The organism is Streptomyces asoensis (assembly GCF_016860545.1).
GTDB lineage: Bacteria > Actinomycetota > Actinomycetes > Streptomycetales > Streptomycetaceae > Streptomyces > Streptomyces asoensis.
In genome coordinates this window covers 235,207-250,591 of the sequence record NZ_BNEB01000001.1, presented here as the reverse complement: position 1 = coordinate 250,591, position 15,385 = coordinate 235,207, and the positions used below count along the sequence as shown (strand labels likewise).

General features: G+C 71.5%; 12 protein-coding genes. 8 read left to right on the top strand and 4 right to left on the bottom strand.

Features of this window, described 5'->3' with window-relative positions:
- The first annotated feature begins 78 nt into the window (after positions 1-78).
- Positions 79-975, top strand: coding sequence for a LysR family transcriptional regulator (locus Saso_RS01105; protein WP_189917064.1), 897 nt, complete (start codon positions 79-81; stop codon positions 973-975).
- A 110-nt stretch (positions 976-1,085) separates the two neighbouring features.
- On the opposite strand, the gene Saso_RS01100 is transcribed toward Saso_RS01105, so the two are convergent.
- Positions 1,086-1,700, bottom strand: coding sequence for a TetR/AcrR family transcriptional regulator (locus Saso_RS01100; protein ID WP_189917062.1), 615 nt, complete (start codon positions 1,698-1,700; stop codon positions 1,086-1,088).
- 189 nt (positions 1,701-1,889) lie between these two features.
- Between Saso_RS01100 and Saso_RS01095 the strand changes: the two genes are divergently transcribed.
- Positions 1,890-3,464: an APC family permease gene (locus Saso_RS01095; protein ID WP_189917060.1), complete on the top strand. Its 1,575-nt coding sequence runs from the start codon at positions 1,890-1,892 to the stop codon at positions 3,462-3,464.
- The gene (locus Saso_RS01090; RefSeq protein WP_189917059.1) at positions 3,461-5,035 is read left to right on the top strand and encodes an amidohydrolase; all 1,575 of its coding nucleotides are present in this window, start codon (positions 3,461-3,463) and stop codon (positions 5,033-5,035) included. The genes Saso_RS01095 and Saso_RS01090 overlap by 4 nt, the downstream gene beginning before the upstream one ends.
- Positions 5,036-5,066: 31 nt before the next feature.
- Here Saso_RS01090 and Saso_RS01085 read toward each other — a convergent pair whose 3' ends face one another.
- Positions 5,067-5,930: a phosphatase PAP2 family protein gene (locus Saso_RS01085; protein ID WP_189917058.1), complete on the bottom strand. Its 864-nt coding sequence runs from the start codon at positions 5,928-5,930 to the stop codon at positions 5,067-5,069.
- Between the two features lie 131 nt (positions 5,931-6,061).
- Positions 6,062-7,096: a LacI family DNA-binding transcriptional regulator gene (locus Saso_RS01080; RefSeq protein ID WP_189917057.1), complete on the bottom strand. Its 1,035-nt coding sequence runs from the start codon at positions 7,094-7,096 to the stop codon at positions 6,062-6,064.
- A gap of 398 nt (positions 7,097-7,494) precedes the next feature.
- On the opposite strand from Saso_RS01080, the gene Saso_RS01075 reads away from it, so the two are divergent.
- The 4 genes from Saso_RS01075 to Saso_RS01060 all read left to right on the top strand — a co-directional run bounded on the left by Saso_RS01075 (position 7,495) and on the right by Saso_RS01060 (position 12,708).
- Positions 7,495-8,769, top strand: coding sequence for an extracellular solute-binding protein (locus Saso_RS01075; RefSeq protein WP_189917056.1), 1,275 nt, complete (start codon positions 7,495-7,497; stop codon positions 8,767-8,769).
- A 125-nt stretch (positions 8,770-8,894) separates the two neighbouring features.
- Positions 8,895-9,899: a carbohydrate ABC transporter permease gene (locus tag Saso_RS01070; protein ID WP_189917055.1), complete on the top strand. Its 1,005-nt coding sequence runs from the start codon at positions 8,895-8,897 to the stop codon at positions 9,897-9,899.
- A 13-nt stretch (positions 9,900-9,912) separates the two neighbouring features.
- Complete coding sequence (locus tag Saso_RS01065) at positions 9,913-10,821, top strand: sugar ABC transporter permease (protein WP_189917054.1); 909 nt, start codon at positions 9,913-9,915, stop codon at positions 10,819-10,821.
- Between the two features lie 195 nt (positions 10,822-11,016).
- Complete coding sequence (locus Saso_RS01060) at positions 11,017-12,708, top strand: glycoside hydrolase family 13 protein (RefSeq protein WP_189917052.1); 1,692 nt, start codon at positions 11,017-11,019, stop codon at positions 12,706-12,708.
- Positions 12,709-12,754: 46 nt separating this feature from the next.
- Here Saso_RS01060 and Saso_RS01055 read toward each other — a convergent pair whose 3' ends face one another.
- Positions 12,755-13,747 (bottom strand): AraC-like ligand-binding domain-containing protein, encoded by a 993-nt coding sequence (locus tag Saso_RS01055; RefSeq protein WP_189917050.1) that lies wholly within the window; start codon positions 13,745-13,747, stop codon positions 12,755-12,757.
- A 213-nt stretch (positions 13,748-13,960) separates the two neighbouring features.
- On the opposite strand from Saso_RS01055, the gene Saso_RS01050 reads away from it, so the two are divergent.
- Complete coding sequence (locus tag Saso_RS01050) at positions 13,961-15,337, top strand: alpha-amylase (protein WP_189917048.1); 1,377 nt, start codon at positions 13,961-13,963, stop codon at positions 15,335-15,337.
- The last annotated feature ends 48 nt before the right edge of the window (positions 15,338-15,385 follow it).

Genomic DNA, 15,385 nt, shown 5'->3' with positions numbered 1-15,385 from the left:
TCGCCCGCGCGATCTGTCAGGACAAGTGAAATGTTCTGGACGGTTCGTTAAGGTGGACTGCATGATGAGGAGACTTGCATGATCGATGTGCGGCGGATGCAGGTGCTGCGGGCTGTCGTGGGCAACGGGTCCGTGACGGGGGCGGCCGCCGCCCTGGGCTACACGCCGTCCGCGATCAGCCAGCAGATCGCCGCTCTGGAGAAGGAGGCCGGCGCCCCCCTGTTGGAGCGGGTCGGGCGCGGAGTGCGGCCCACGGCCGCCGGGCTCCTGCTCACCGGGTACGCGGACGCCATCGGACGGCAGCTCGCCGAGGCCGAGACCGCGCTCGCCGACCTGCTCGCCGGGCGCACCGGGCAGCTGGCGGTGCGGTACTTCGCCACCGCCGGCGCCGGTCTGGTCGCACCGGCCGTGGCGCGGCTGCGCGAGGCGCACCCCGGCGTCCGCGTCGATCTGCGGCTGACGGCCGATCCGCAGGACCCGTCGGCGGAGGTGCGGGAGGGCCGGGCCGATCTGGCGCTGCTGGTGGGAAGCGCGGAACTGCGGGGCGACGGCGTACGGCTGACCCGTCTGCTCGACGATCCCTACCTCGCCGTCCTGCCGCGCGGGCACCGGCTCGCCGGGCGGCGGAGCGTGCGGCTGGCCGAGCTGGCCGAGGAGCCCTTCGTGGGCAGCGAGTGGCCGGGGCCCTGTCTGGACGCCCAGCTCGACGCGTGCGCGGCGGCCGGGTTCCGGCCGGGGTTCGCGGTGCAGAGCGAGGACTACATGACCGCCCAGGGCTTCGTGGCCGCCGGGCTGGGCGTGAGCCTGGTGCCCCGGCTGGGGCTCGGCAGCCGGCACCCGGGGGTCGTCGTGCGGGAGGTGCGCGATCCGGTGCCGGTACGGGTCATCCAGGCGGTGACCCGCGCGACGGCGCCCGCCCAGCCCGCGCTGGACGCCTTCGTCGACGCGCTGAAGCAGGCCGCGCGGGCGAGCTGACAACGGCAGTGGCTTCGGGTGACGGCCTCGGGTAACGGCTCCGGCCCGGCGTGTCCGGCCGGGGGCGTGTCCGGCCGGGGGCGTGTCCCGCCGGGGCCCGCCGGGTCCGGCTAGGCGGTGTCCGCCGTCCGCAGGGCCCGCGCGTGGTTCATCAGGCCCGTCAGGCCCACCTCGAACGCCCGGTCGGCGCGGTCGGGGCCGACCGCCGTCAGCGCCTCGGCCAGCCGGGGGGTGGCCGTGTCCGCCGTCAGCTCCCACATCGTCTCGGGGGCCGCCAGATCCAGGGCCGAACCCAGCACCAGGTTCTCCAGGGCGACGATCAGCGGCATCACCGAACGCGGCGCGAACCCCGCGTCCAGCAGGAGCGTCACCGCCCGCTCGTACTGCTCCAGGACGCGGGGCGCGCGCACGGGTGAGGTCATCAGGAGCGGGATCGCCCTGGGGTGCGCGGCGAACGCGGCCCGGTAGGAGCGCGCCCAGGCCTCCAGGGCCGCGTCCCAGGGAGCGGCGTCCAGGGTGCTCGGGTCGATCGCGGACGCGACCCGCTCCCGCAGCAGCTCCACTATGCCGTCCCGGCCGTCCACGTGGTGGTACACCGAGCCGGTCTGCGCCCCGAGCCGCTTCGCGATCTGCGGGACGCTGAAGTCGCCCTGCTCGTCGACGAGTTGCAGGGCGGTCTCGGTGATGCGCTCGCGGTCCAGAAGCGGTGTGCGCGGCCGTCCCATGAAGGTGTTCTCCCCCCGAAGGTGCGATGAGGGCTTCCCGGATGCCCAGGAGGAGGCTACATTGCCAAAACCGAAAGCCTTTAGATTTACGGGTCCGCCAGGCGCCCCCGCCATGGGCCCGCCCCGGCAACGCCGGTCATCCCGCACGCCCGGAACCCTCCCGTCCCGACGCGCTCGAAGGGCTTCCCCATGTCCGACACCGCCCACGAGCGGAGAACGCCGCCCCCCGCGGCGACCCTCCGCCCCGGTTCCCTCGGTACCGCCGACATCGCCTTCTTCGTCGTCTCCGCCGCCGCCCCGCTCACCGTCATGGCGGGCGTCGCCCCCCTCGCGATCCTGCTCGGCGGCATCGGCGCCCCGGCCGGCTACCTCATCGCCGGCATCACGCTCACCGTCTTCGCCGTGGGCTTCACCACCATGAGCCGCCACGTGCGAAGCGGCGGAGCGTTCTACGCGTACATCACCCGCGGCCTGGGCCGCCCCGTCGGCATCGGCGCCGCGCTGCTCGCGCTGATCGGCTACAACGGCATGGAGATCGGCGTCTACGGCCTCCTCGGCTCGGCCGGCCACGACACCCTGCGGGCCCTCTTCGGCGTCGACGTCCCCTGGCTGCCGCTCGCCCTCGCGGGCCTGCTGCTCATCGGCTACGGCGGCTACCGCTCCATCGAGTTCGGCGCCAAGGTGCTCGGCGTCCTGCTCGTCGCGGAGACCGGCATCCTGGTCCTGCTCGCGGGAGGAGTGCTGCTCAAGGGCGGCGCGCACGGCCTGTCGGGGGAGTCGTTCGCCCCCGGCCACGTGTTCGTGTCCGGCACGGCCGTCGTCCTGGCCTTCGCCTTCGCCGCCTTCACCGGATTCGAGTCGACCGTCATCTACCGGCGCGAGGCGCGCGACCCCGAGCGGACCGTACCGCGGGCCACCTACGCGGCCGTCGCGTTCCTCGGGCTCTTCTACGCCTTCATCGTGTGGATCGTCGTCCAGGCCTTCGGCGACGCGGGGGTGATCGCGGCCGCCGCCAAGGACCCCGGCGGGCTCTTCTTCTCCGCCATCACCACCTATGTCGGCGGCTGGGCGGCCGACCTGATGCACGTCTTCATCGTCACCAGCGTCCTCGCCTCCCTCCTCGCCTTCCACAACGCCATCAACCGGTACTCCCTCGCCCTCGCCGAGGAGGGCGTCCTGCCCGCCGCGCTGGGCCGCATCCACCCCCGGCACCGCTCCCCGTACGCGGCGGGCATCGCCCAGACCGTGCTCGGCGCCGCGGTCGTGCTCGCGTTCTGGGCGGCGGGCGCCGACCCGTACGGACAGCTGCTGCTGTGGGTCAACACCCCGGGCATGATCGGCCTGTTCGTGCTCCAGCTGATCGCCGCGATCGCCGTGCCCTGCTACTTCCGGCGGGTGCGGCACCAGGAGGGCGCGCTGCGCACGATCGCCGCGCCGGTCCTCGCGGCGGTCCTGCTCGCCACCGCGATAGGGCTCGTCGTCACCCACATCGACCTGTTCACCGGGGCGTCCAGCACCGTGAACGCCGTCCTGATCGCCCTCGCGCCCGCCGTGTTCGTCGTGGGTCTCGTCCTCGCGTGGTGGCTGCGCCGCGAACGCCCGCTGCTCTACGCGAACTTCGCCGCCGAGCCGGCCGACCCCGACCGACCCGTCGACCCCGACCGACCCGTCGATCCGTCCCGCGTGGACGCCCCGACCGCCGCAACGTCCACCGGGCCGGCCGCCGGACCCACCCCCGCCGCGAAGGAGTTCACCGAGTCATGACCGCCCCCGATCTGATCCTCGCCGGTGCGAAGGTCCGTACCCTCGACCCCGCCCGGCCGTACGCCACCGCCGTCGCCGTGCGCGACGGGGTGATCACGGCGGTCGGCGACGAGAGCGACGTACGCGACTGGCGCGGGCCGGGCACCGAGGTGATCCCCCTCGCGGGCGCGCACCTCGTGCCCGGACTGGTGGACGCCCACAGCCACCCCGTGTGGGGGCTGGACATGGCGACCGGCGTCGATCTGTCGGGCGTGACGGAGATTGCCGGGCTGCGCTCGGCACTCGCCGGGGCCGAGCGGACCGACGGGTGGGTGCTCGGGTACGGGCTCGACCACAACGTGTTCGGTGGCCGGCCCGTGGACCGGGCGCTGGTGGAGGACGTGCTGGGTAACACCCCGGCCTTCCTGCGGCTGTACGACGGTCACTCCGCGCTGGCCGACGGCGCCGCGCTCGCCGCGGCCGGGGTGACCGGGGCGCGGGCCTTCACCCAGCGGTCGCAGGTGGTCTGCGACGCGGACGGACGGCCCACCGGACACCTGGTCGAGCACGCCGCCATGGACCTGGTGGCACGGGTCGCGCCCCGCCCCTCCTACGCCGCCCGCCGCGAGCGGCTGGTCGGGCTGCTCACGGCGATGGCCGCCACCGGACTGACCGGGGCGCACGTCATGGACGCGGGCGACGCGGAACTGGTCGGGGCGGTCGCCCGGGAGACCGTCCTGCCGGTGCGGCTGCGGTTCGCCCCCTGGTGCATGCCGGGGGCCGGCGAGGCGGACCTCGCGGAACTGATCGCCGGACAGGGCCGCGGCGGGCGGCACTGGGTGGTCGACGGGGTCAAGTTCTTCATGGACGGGACCGTCGAGGGAGGCACCGCCTGGCTGGAGCACGCGGACTGCCACGGGCAGGGGACGGCCGCGTTCTGGCCGGACCCCCGCGCCTACGCGGCGGCCGTGCGCCGGCTGCACGCGGCCGGCGTGCGGACCGCCACCCACGCCATCGGTGACGCCGCCGTACGGCATGTGCTGGACGTGGTCGCGGGGCTCGGGGCGGGCGGACGAGGACGGCACCGGGTCGAGCACATCGAGACCGTGCCCGACGCCCTGCTGCCCCGGTTCGCCGAGCTGGGCGTGGCCGCGTCGATGCAGCCGCCGCACACGGCGTACACCCGGGCCGACGGCACCGACGAGTGGTCGCGGCGGCTCGGCGGGGCCCGCGCCGGGCGGGCCTGGCGGCTGCGGGACCTGCGCGACGCCGGCGCGACGGTGGCCCTGGGCTCGGACTGGCCCATCGCGCACTACGACGTACGGGCCGTGCTGGCCGACGCCCGCACGCCCCGGGGCGCGGCTTCGGGCCGCGCCGGTCTGACCGGGCTGGAGGCACTGGAGGGCTGCACCACGCACGCGGCCCGCGCCGCGGGGGAGGACGGGTCGGCGGGACGGATCGCCGTCGGTCACCGTGCCGACCTCACCGTCCTGGGTCTCGACCCGGTCGACGCCCCGCCGGACGAACTGGCCGAGGCGCCGGTGCGGCTCACCGTGACCGGCGGCCACGTGACCCACCACGGTCGGCCCTGAACACTCCCGGCCCCCCGGCCCCGCGGGTCCGTCAGGACTTCGCGGGGCGCGCCGGGGCGCCGTGGGGCTTCTTCGCGGGGATCCGTCTCGGCAGGGCGTAGGGGAGGGCGCCGTACCAGAGGCGGGCGACGGCGAAACCGAAGGCGAGGCACAGGAGGCCGCCGACGGCGTCGAGCCAGAAGTGGTTGGCCGTCGCGACGATGACCACCAGGGTCGCCGCCGGGTAGAGCAGGCCCAGGATCCGCACCCAGGGCAGCCGGGCCAGCGCGAAGACGGTCAGGCCGCACCACAGGGACCAGCCGATGTGCATGGACGGCATCGCCGCGTACTGGTTCGACATGTGCTTGAGGTCGCCGGACGCCATCGAGCCCCACGTCTGGTGGACCATCACCGTGTCGACGAAGCCGCCGCCCGGCATCAGCCTCGGCGGCGCGAGCGGATACAGGTAGTAGCCGACCAGGGCGACGGCCGTGGTCGCGAAGAGCACCAGCCGCGTCGCCGCGTACCGGCCCGGATGACGGCGGTACAGCCAGACCAGCACGGTCAGCGTGACGACGAAGTGCAGGGTGGCGTAGTAGTAGTTCATCCCGACGATCAGCCAGGTCACCGAGTTGACCGCGTGGTTGACGGACTTCTCCACCGCGAGTCCCAGGCTGTGCTCGGCGCGCCAGATCCAGTCCGTGTTGCGCAGCGCCTCGGCCCGCTGTTCGGGGACCGCGTTGCGCACCAGCGAGTACGTCCAGTAACTCACCGCGATGAGAAGGATCTCGAACCAGAGACGGGGGCGCCGGGGGGCGCGCAGCCGGCCGAACCGGCGCTGTCGGGGTGCGGCCGTGACGGGCTGCGGAAGGGCCTGCTCACGGCCTTCCAGTGGCGTCACAGTCGATTCACCCATGGACATAAAGTCTGCCAGAAAAGACCTCTGGCCCCGATCATCCCCCGGTCGGGTCCGGCCCGCACTTCCTACGGCAGCGGTACCCCCGCGTCTACTGCGGGCGTACCGGGAGTCACCGCGGTGTCCGCGCCCTACGGACGATTGCGGTCCCCGGGCGCGGAGGCGGTCGAGCCGCGCACCACCAGCTCCGGCATGAACACGAACTCGCTGTGGGGCGCCGGGGTCCCGCCGATCTCCTCCAGGAGCGTGCGGACGGCGGCCTGGCCCATCGCGGGGACCGGCTTGCGGACGGTGGTGAGCGGCGGGTCCGTGAAGGCGATCAGGGGCGAGTCGTCGAAACCGACGACCGAGACGTCCTGCGGCACCTCGAGACCCCGCTGACGGGCCGCGCGTATCGCGCCCAGCGCCATCATGTCGCTGGCGCAGACGATCGCCGTGCAGCCGCGGTCGATCAGGGCGTTGGTCGCGGCCTGACCGCCCTCCAGCGTGTACAGGGAGTGCTGGACCAGCTCGGTCTCGATCGTCTCGGGGCCGAGGTGCAGTTGCTCCTGGACCGCCCTGACGAACCCCTCGATCTTGCGCTGGACCGGCACGAACCGCTTGGGGCCGAGGGCCAGGCCGACCCGGGTGTGGCCGAGCGAGACGAGGTGGGTGACGGCGAGCGTCATGGCCGCCCGGTCGTCCGGCGAGATGAACGGGGCCTGCACCTTCGGCGAGAACCCGTCCACCAGCACGAAGGGGACGCCCTGGGCGCGCAGCTGCTCGTAGCGCTGCATGTCGGCCGTGGTGTCCGCGTGCAGTCCCGAGACGTAGATGATGCCGGCGACGCCGCGGTCGACCAGCATCTCGGTCAGCTCGTCCTCGGTGGAACCGCCCGGGGTCTGGGTGGCGAGGACCGGGGTGTAGCCCTGGCGGGTCAGCGCCTGTCCGATGACCTGGGCCAGGGCCGGGAATATCGGGTTCTCCAGCTCCGGCGTGATGAGGCCGACCAGGCCCGCGCTGCGCTGGCGCAGACGGACCGGGCGCTCGTACCCGAGGACGTCCAGCGCGGCGAGCACGGACTGACGGGTGGTGGCGGCGACACCGGGCTTGCCGTTGAGAACGCGGCTGACGGTCGCTTCGCTCACCCCCGCCTGCGCAGCGATGTCGGCAAGCCGTGTGGTCACAGGGGTGGACTGTACCGGTCGGCCGCTGACTTGCACACCGACCGGACGCCGTGGGCGACCTGGTGAACGGCGCGCGGGCTGCTGCGTCATCGCACTCCCTCGTGAAAGTGATGGCAAGAGCTTGCAGAGTCTTGCACAGTGCCCCCGTGTCCCGCTATGAGGCCTGTCCACCGCGACAACTACGGTCCCGTGGCGGTCGAGGGGAGGTCACGCAGGGGTCACGCGCGGATAACTTCGGAGATGTCTTGCACTTTTTTGCTGCAAGGTCTTTCGTGCCGCTTACAACGCTGTTACGTTCACGTCGCCCGACGGCAGCAACGGCGCGGTCGGAGTCGGCAGGACAGCGGACGGGACCGCTTCCTGTAGCTAAACGGGCTCTCACCCTCAAGGAGAAACTCATGCGGCGTGGCATAGCGGCCACCGCGCTCGTGGCGTCCCTCGCCCTCGCGGCGACGGCCTGCGGCGGGGACGACAGCGGCAGCGACAACTCGTCCGGGCCGGTCACCATCACCTGGTGGGACACCTCCAACGCCACCAATGAGGCGCCGACGTACCAGGCCCTGGTCAAGCAGTTCGAGGCCGCCAACAAGGACATCAAGGTCAAGTACGTCAACGTGCCCTTCGACCAGGCGCAGAACAAGTTCGACACGGCGGCCGGCGCCTCCGGTGCCCCGGACGTGCTGCGCTCCGAGGTCGGCTGGACGCCCGCCTTCGCCAAGAAGGGCTACTTCCTGCCCCTGGACGGCACCGAGGCCCTCAAGGACCAGTCCGCCTTCAAGCCGAACCTGATCGAGCAGGCCAAGTACGAGGGCAAGACGTACGGCGTGCCGATCGTCACCGACACCCTCGCCCTGGTCTACAACAAGGCCCTCTTCGCCAAGGCCGGCATCACCGAGGCCCCCAAGACCTGGGACGACCTGAAGACCGCCGCGGCCACCATCAAGGCCAAGACCGGCGTCGACGGCTACTGGGGCTCCACCCAGGCCTACTACGCCCAGTCCTTCCTCTACGGCGAGGGCACCGACACCGTCGACGCCGACGCCAAGAAGATCACCGTCAACTCGGCGGCCGCGAAGAAGGCGTACGGCACCTGGCTCGGTCTCTTCGACGGCAAGGGCCTGCACAAGGCGGACACCACCGCCGACGCCTACGCCCACATCCAGGACGCCTTCGTCAACGGCAAGGTCGCCGCGATCGTCCAGGGCCCGTGGGAGATCACGAACTTCTACAAGGGCAGCGCCTTCGCCGACAAGGCCAACCTCGGCATCGCCACCGTCCCGGCCGGCTCCGCCGGCAAGGCGGGCGCCCCGACCGGCGGCCACAACCTCTCGGTCTACGCGGGCTCCGACAAGGCCCACCAGGCCGCGTCCCTGAAGTTCCTCAACTTCATGACGTCCGCGTCGAGCCAGGCGACCGTCGCCCAGAAGAACTCCACGCTGCCGACCCGCGACGACGCCTACACCGCCGCCGTCAAGGCCGACCCGGGCATCGCCGGCTACCAGACGGTGCTGTCCGCCGCCCAGCCGCGCCCGGCGCTGCCGGAGTACAGCTCCCTGTGGGGTCCGCTCGACACCGAACTGCCCAAGATCGCGGGCGGCAAGGAGAGCCTCGACAAGGGCCTGAGCAACGCCGAGCTCGCCATCGCCAAGCTGGTGCCGGACTTCAGCAAGTGAGTCCGCGTGGCCGCCGGATCCCGCACCTCACGAGGGGGAGGGACCCGGCGGCCACCGGCCTGTCAGCCCGTGAGCAGTACCCCTCCGCCGACGATCCAGCGTGAAGACCCAGAAGGTGTCGAACCATGACAGTCGCCATCGACCGCGCGACCGGCAAGCGCCGCGGTGACCGTGAGCCGAGGCCCGGGCCGGCCGGGCGCCTGAGGCGCGGCTACCAGAAGCACTGGTACGCGTACGCCATGATCGCCCCGGTGGCGGTCGTCCTCGGCGTGCTCGTGCTGTACCCGCTGGTGTACGGCCTGTACCTGACGCTGACGGACGCCAACAGCCTGAACACGGCGCGCACGATCGGCGTCAACCACATCGACGCCACCTACAAGTTCATCGGCCTCGACAACTACGCCGACATCCTGTGGGGCCCGACGGCCTACGACCGCTTCTGGTCGCACTTCATCTGGACGATCGTGTGGACGGCGGCCTGTGTCGCCCTGCACTACGGCATCGGACTCGGCCTCGCGCTGCTGCTCAACCAGAAGCTGCGCGGACGGACCCTGTACCGGCTGATCCTGGTGCTGCCGTGGGCGGTGCCCACCTTCGTCACGGTCTTCGGCTGGCGGTTCATGCTCGCCGACGGCGGCATCATCAACTCCGCCCTGGACTTCCTGCACCTGCCCTCGCCGCTGTGGCTCGAGGACACCTTCTGGCAGCGGTTCGCCGCGATCATGGTCAACACCTGGTGCGGTGTGCCGTTCATGATGATCTCGCTGCTCGGCGGCCTCCAGGCCATCGACGCCTCCCTCTACGAGGCCGCCGAGATGGACGGCGCCAGCGCCTGGCAGCGGTTCCGCTACGTCACCCTGCCGGGCCTGAGGTCCGTCAGCTCGACCGTGGTCCTGCTCGGCATCATCTGGACCTTCAACCAGTTCGCCGTCATCTTCCTGCTGTTCGGCAACACCGCGCCCGACGCGCAGATCCTCGTCACCTGGGCGTACTACCTCGGCTTCGGACAGCAGCCGCGTGACTTCGCCCAGTCCGCGGCCTACGGCATCCTGCTGCTGGCCATCCTGATCGTCTTCACCTCGTTCTACCGCCGCTGGCTGAACCGCAACGAGCAGCAGCTCGCGATCTGAGGCAGGAGTTCCCATGAGTACCACCACGACCGAGACCTCCGCCGCCGTACCCGAGCAGCGCTCCGCGAAGACGCCCCGCCGGGCCCGCCGCCGCGGCGAGAACAGCCTCGCCGGCTCCCTCGCCTCCCACGGCATCCTGAGCGTCGCGAGCGTCATCGCGCTCTTCCCGATCGGCTGGCTGGTCTACCTGTCCCTCGGCCCGGACAAGGACGACTATCTGCACCCGGCCGGCATCTGGAACAAGATGACGTTCGACAACTACACGTTCGTCCTCGAGCACACCAAGTTCTTCGACTGGCTGAAGAGCTCGCTCATCGTCACGCTCGGCACCACGGCCATCGGCGTGCTGATCGCCGCCACCACCGGCTACGCCGTCTCCCGCATGCGCTTCCCCGGCTACAAGAAGTTCATGTGGGTCCTGCTCGTCACCCAGATGTTCCCGGTCGCGGTGCTGATGGTGCCGATGTACCAGATCCTCTCGGACCTGAAGCTCATCGACAACTACTTCGGTCTGGTCCTCGTCTACTGCACGACGGTCATCCCGTACAGCGCCTGGCTGCTCAAGGGGTACTTCGACACCATCCCCTTCGAGATCGACGAGGCGGGACGGGTGGACGGGCTCACCCCGTTCGGCACCTTCTTCCGGCTGATCCTGCCGCTCGCCAAGCCCGGTCTCGCGGTGGCCGCCTTCTACAACTTCCTCACCGCGTTCAGCGAGGTCGCGTTCGCGTCGACGTTCATGCTCAGCGACGACAAGTACACCCTGGCCGTGGGTCTCCAGTCCTTCGTCAGCGAGCACGACGCCCAGCGCAACCTGATGGCCGCCACCGCCGTGCTGATCGCGATACCCGCCGCCGTGTTCTTCTACCTCGTGCAGAAGAACCTGGTGACCGGTCTCACCGCGGGCGGCACCAAGGGGTGACGCTCCGCCGGCGGACCGCATGACGCCACCGGACCTGCCCGGTCCTTTGTGAACCCGGGGCGGTCGCGATCACCATCCGACCCCGCTGTGATCGCGACCGCCTCGTCATCCGTCGTCGTACCCCTGACCAAACGACTCCTCCCCCCACCCTCGGCTGCGCTCGAGCGGGGGGACCCCCATAGCATCAAGGAAGCCATGAGCCAGCAGCCCTCCGCAGCCCCGGCCCCCACCCCCACCTCGGCCGTCGTCACCGTCGCCAAGCGCCGTGACTGGTGGCGGGACGCGGTGATCTACCAGGTGTACCCGCGCAGCTTCGCCGACAGCAACGGCGACGGCATGGGTGACCTGGAAGGCGTACGCTCCCGTCTCCCGTACCTGCGCGACCTCGGTGTGGACGCCGTGTGGCTCAGCCCCTTCTACGCCTCCCCGCAGGCCGACGCCGGCTACGACGTCGCCGACTACCGCGCTGTCGACCCCATGTTCGGCAACCTGCTGGACGCCGACGCGCTCATCCGCGACGCCCGTGAAGCGGGTCTGCGGATCATCGTCGACCTGGTCCCGAACCACTCCTCCGACCAGCACGAGTGGTTCAAGCGGGCCCTGCGCGAGGGCCCCGGCTCGTCGCTGCGCGACCGCTACCACTTCCGCCCCGGCAAGGGCGCGGACGGCGAACTCCCGCCGAACGACTGGGAGTCCATCTTCGGCGGCCCCGCCTGGACCCGGGTCACGGAGCCGGACGGCACCCCCGGCGAGTGGTACCTGCACCTCTTCGCGCCCGAGCAGCCCGACTTCAACTGGGAGCACCCGGCGGTCGGCGACGAGTTCCGCTCCGTCCTGCGCTTCTGGCTGGACATGGGCGTCGACGGCTTCCGCATCGACGTGGCCCACGGCCTGGTCAAGGCGGCGGGTCTGCCGGACCTCGGCTCCCACGACCAGCTGAAACTGCTGGGCAACGATGTCATGCCGTTCTTCGACCAGGACGGCGTCCACGAGATCTACCGCCAGTGGCGCCTGATCCTCGACGAGTACTCCGGCGAGCGCATCTTCGTCGCCGAGGCGTGGACCCCGACCGTCGAGCGCACCGCGAACTACGTCCGCCCCGACGAACTCCACCAGGCCTTCAACTTCCAGTACCTGGCCACCGAGTGGGACGCGGAGCAGCTGCGCGAGGTCGTCGACCGCACCCTGGAGGCGATGCGCCCCGTCGGCGCCCCCGCCACCTGGGTGCTCTCCAACCACGACGTCACGCGGCACGCCACCCGCTTCGCCAACCCGCCGGGCCTGGGCACCCAGATCCGTACGGCGGGCGACCGCGAGGTCGGCCTGCGGCGGGCGCGGGCGGCGACCCTGCTGATGCTCGCGCTCCCCGGCTCGGCCTACGTCTACCAGGGCGAGGAGCTCGGCCTCCCGGACGTCGTCGACCTGGCCGACGAGGTGCGCCAGGACCCGGCGTACTTCCGCGGCGCGGGCCAGGACGGGTTCCGCGACGGCTGCCGCGTCCCGATCCCGTGGACGCGCGAGGGCTCCTCGTACGGCTTCGGCGACGGCGGCAGCTGGCTGCCCCAGCCCGCCGGCTGGGGCGAGCTGAGCGTGGAGGCACAGGAAGGCGTGCCGGGTTCGACGCTGGAGCTGTACCGCTCGGCCCTCGGCATCCGCCGCGCTCGGCCCGAGCTGGGCGCGGGCGACTCGGTGGAGTGGCTGAAGGCGCCGGCCGGCGTCCTGGCCTTCCGCCGCGGGGAGTTCGTGTGCGTGACGAACACGACGGCGGAGCCGGTCACGACCCCGGCGTACGGACGCGTGCTGCTCGCGAGCGGTGAGGTCGACGCGACCGCCGCCGGCGAGGCGAAGCTCCCGGCGGACACGACGGCCTGGTTCACCGCCGTCTGACGGACCGCCCGCACCCCGCCGCCCCGGGCTCGCGCGTCCGGGGCGGCTACCGTCGCGGCGGCGTCCCGGGCCGGTGTTCGCCGGGCGGCGCGCCGTGGTGGGCGCGGTAGGCGCGGGTGAAGTCGGAGGCCCGCGGGAAGCCCCAGCGGGCCCCGATGACGTGGATCGGCGTGGCGCGCAGCGCGGGGTCCGCGAGGTCGCGCCGGGCGGCCTCCATCCGGCGGGCGCGGATCCAGGCGGCGACCGTCTCCCCGGATTCCCCGGGCGTCTGCTCCTGGAAGACCCGGTGCAGATAGCTGAGCGAGATGTGGTGCGCGGCGGCGATCGCGGGCGGGGTCAGCTCCGGGTCGTGCAGGTTGCGCCGGATGAAGTCCCGGACCGCTGCCCCGGTGACCCGCCGGCGGCTCTCCTGGGGGAGGACCCCCTCGTCGTCGAGCGCCTGGGCGAACAGGGCCGACACCAGGTCGAGCACGACCGTCCCCAGGCGCGGCGCGTCGCACGGCCGCAGGGTGTCGGCCTGCCGGTCCAGGCCGAGGAGGTAATCCGTGAGCAGGGCTCCGAGGCCCTCGCGTCCCGGCAGCCCCCTTCCCAGCACCTCCCGCACCCGGCGCGACGGCAGCGGAAGCAGCGCCCTGGGAAAGTCCACGCCCACCCCGCGCACGACCCCGCCTTCCGCGGGGACCGCCGACCGCAGGTCGTACGGCCTCGCGCTGTCGGCCAGATGCACGTCACCGGGCCCGAACGTGGCCTCGCGCCCGGCGTGTTCGAGGGTGAGCCCGCCGTCGAGCAGCAGGGACAGGTGGTAGACGCCGGGATCGCCGGCGTGGGCCGTCCTCGGGCCGCGGCGAAAGCGCGTCGGCAGGAACGACAGCGGGGTGACGGTCACCGGCCCCAGCTCCATCACCCGCAACTCGGCCCAGAAGTCCCCCGCGTGGGCGCTGGCCATGTCGCTCGAGCGGGTCCTGCCGAGGATCTCCCGCCAGAAGTCGAACCTGTCCGGCGAGGGGACGTCCTCGCTGCGGAACACGGTCCCGATCATCGCGCCCCATCTCCGACGCCGTCACGGCTGCTCTCGGCGTCATCCTCGCACGCGGCGCCGGACGCGCGGCGCCCTGCCCGGCGCCGGGGAAGTTCTTGCATCAACTTCACGCCGACTGCTGCCTTTTCACGCGGCGGCCCCCTAACATCTCCGTCACCGCAAGATTGCTGACTTGTTTCAGCAAGAGCCTTCAACGGAGAAGGACTTCCCCACATGGCAATCAGCAGACCCCTTTCGGGCGCCCTCGCCCTGGCTGCCGCGGCCGCCGTCATGGCCCCCACCACCGCGTCCGCCACCCCGCCCGGCACCAAGGACGTCACCGCCGTCCTCTTCGAGTGGAACTTCGCCTCGGTCGCCAAGGAGTGCACGAACACCCTCGGTCCGGCCGGCTACGGCTACGTGCAGGTGTCCCCGCCCGCCGAGCACATACAGGGCTCGCAGTGGTGGACCTCCTACCAGCCGGTGAGCTACCGCATCGCCGGCCGGCTGGGCGACCGCACGGCCTTCCGGTCCATGGTGGACACCTGCCACGCGGCCGGCGTGAAGGTCGTCGTGGACACCGTCGTCAACCACATGTCCGCGGGCAGCGGCACGGGCACCGGCGGCTCGTCGTACACGAAGTACGACTACCCGGGCCTGTACTCCTCCTACGACTTCGACGACTGCACGTCCCAGGTCTCCAACTACAGCGACCGCTGGAACGTGCAGCACTGCGAGCTCGTCGGCCTCGCCGACCTCGACACCGGCGAGGAGTACGTCCGCAAGACCATCGCCGGGTACATGAACGACCTGCTCGGCCTGGGCGTCGACGGCTTCCGCATCGACGCGGCCAAGCACATCGACACCGCCGACCTCGCCAACATCAAGTCGCGGCTGACGAACCCGGGCGCGTACTGGAAGCAGGAGGTCATCTACGGCAGCGGGGAGGCCGTCCAGCCCACCGAGTACACCGGCAACGGCGACGTCCAGGAGTTCCGCTACGCCTACGACCTCAAGCGCGTCTTCAACAACGAGAACCTCGCCTACCTGAAGAACTACGGCGAGGGCTGGGGCTACCTGAGCAGCTCGGTCGCGGGTGTCTTCGTCGACAACCACGACACCGAGCGCAACGGCTCGACGCTCAACTACAAGGACGGGGCGAACTACACCCTCGCCAACGTCTTCATGCTCGCCTTTCCGTACGGCGCCCCCGACATCAACTCCGGCTACGAGTGGTCGAACGCGGACGCCGGTCCGCCCAACGGCGGCGCTGTCAACGCCTGCTGGCAGGACGGCTGGAAGTGTCAGCACGCCTGGCCGGAGATCAAGTCGATGGTCGGCTTCCGCAACGCCACCCGGGGGCAAGGGCTTTCGAACTGGTGGGACAACGGCAACGACGCCATCGCCTTCGGCCGGGGCAGCAAGGGCTTCGTGGCCATCAACCACGAGACCTCCGCGCTGAGCCGGACCTTCAGCACCTCCCTGGCGGCGGGCACCTACTGCAACGTCCAGAACAACACGAGCATCACGGTCAACGGCTCGGGCCAGTTCACGGCGACGCTGGGCGCCAATACGGCCCTCGCGATCTACGCGGGCAAGTCCAGCTGCTGAAACCCCTTTCCGCACGTTGCAAGACTCTTGCTGTAAACCTTGCGTGAG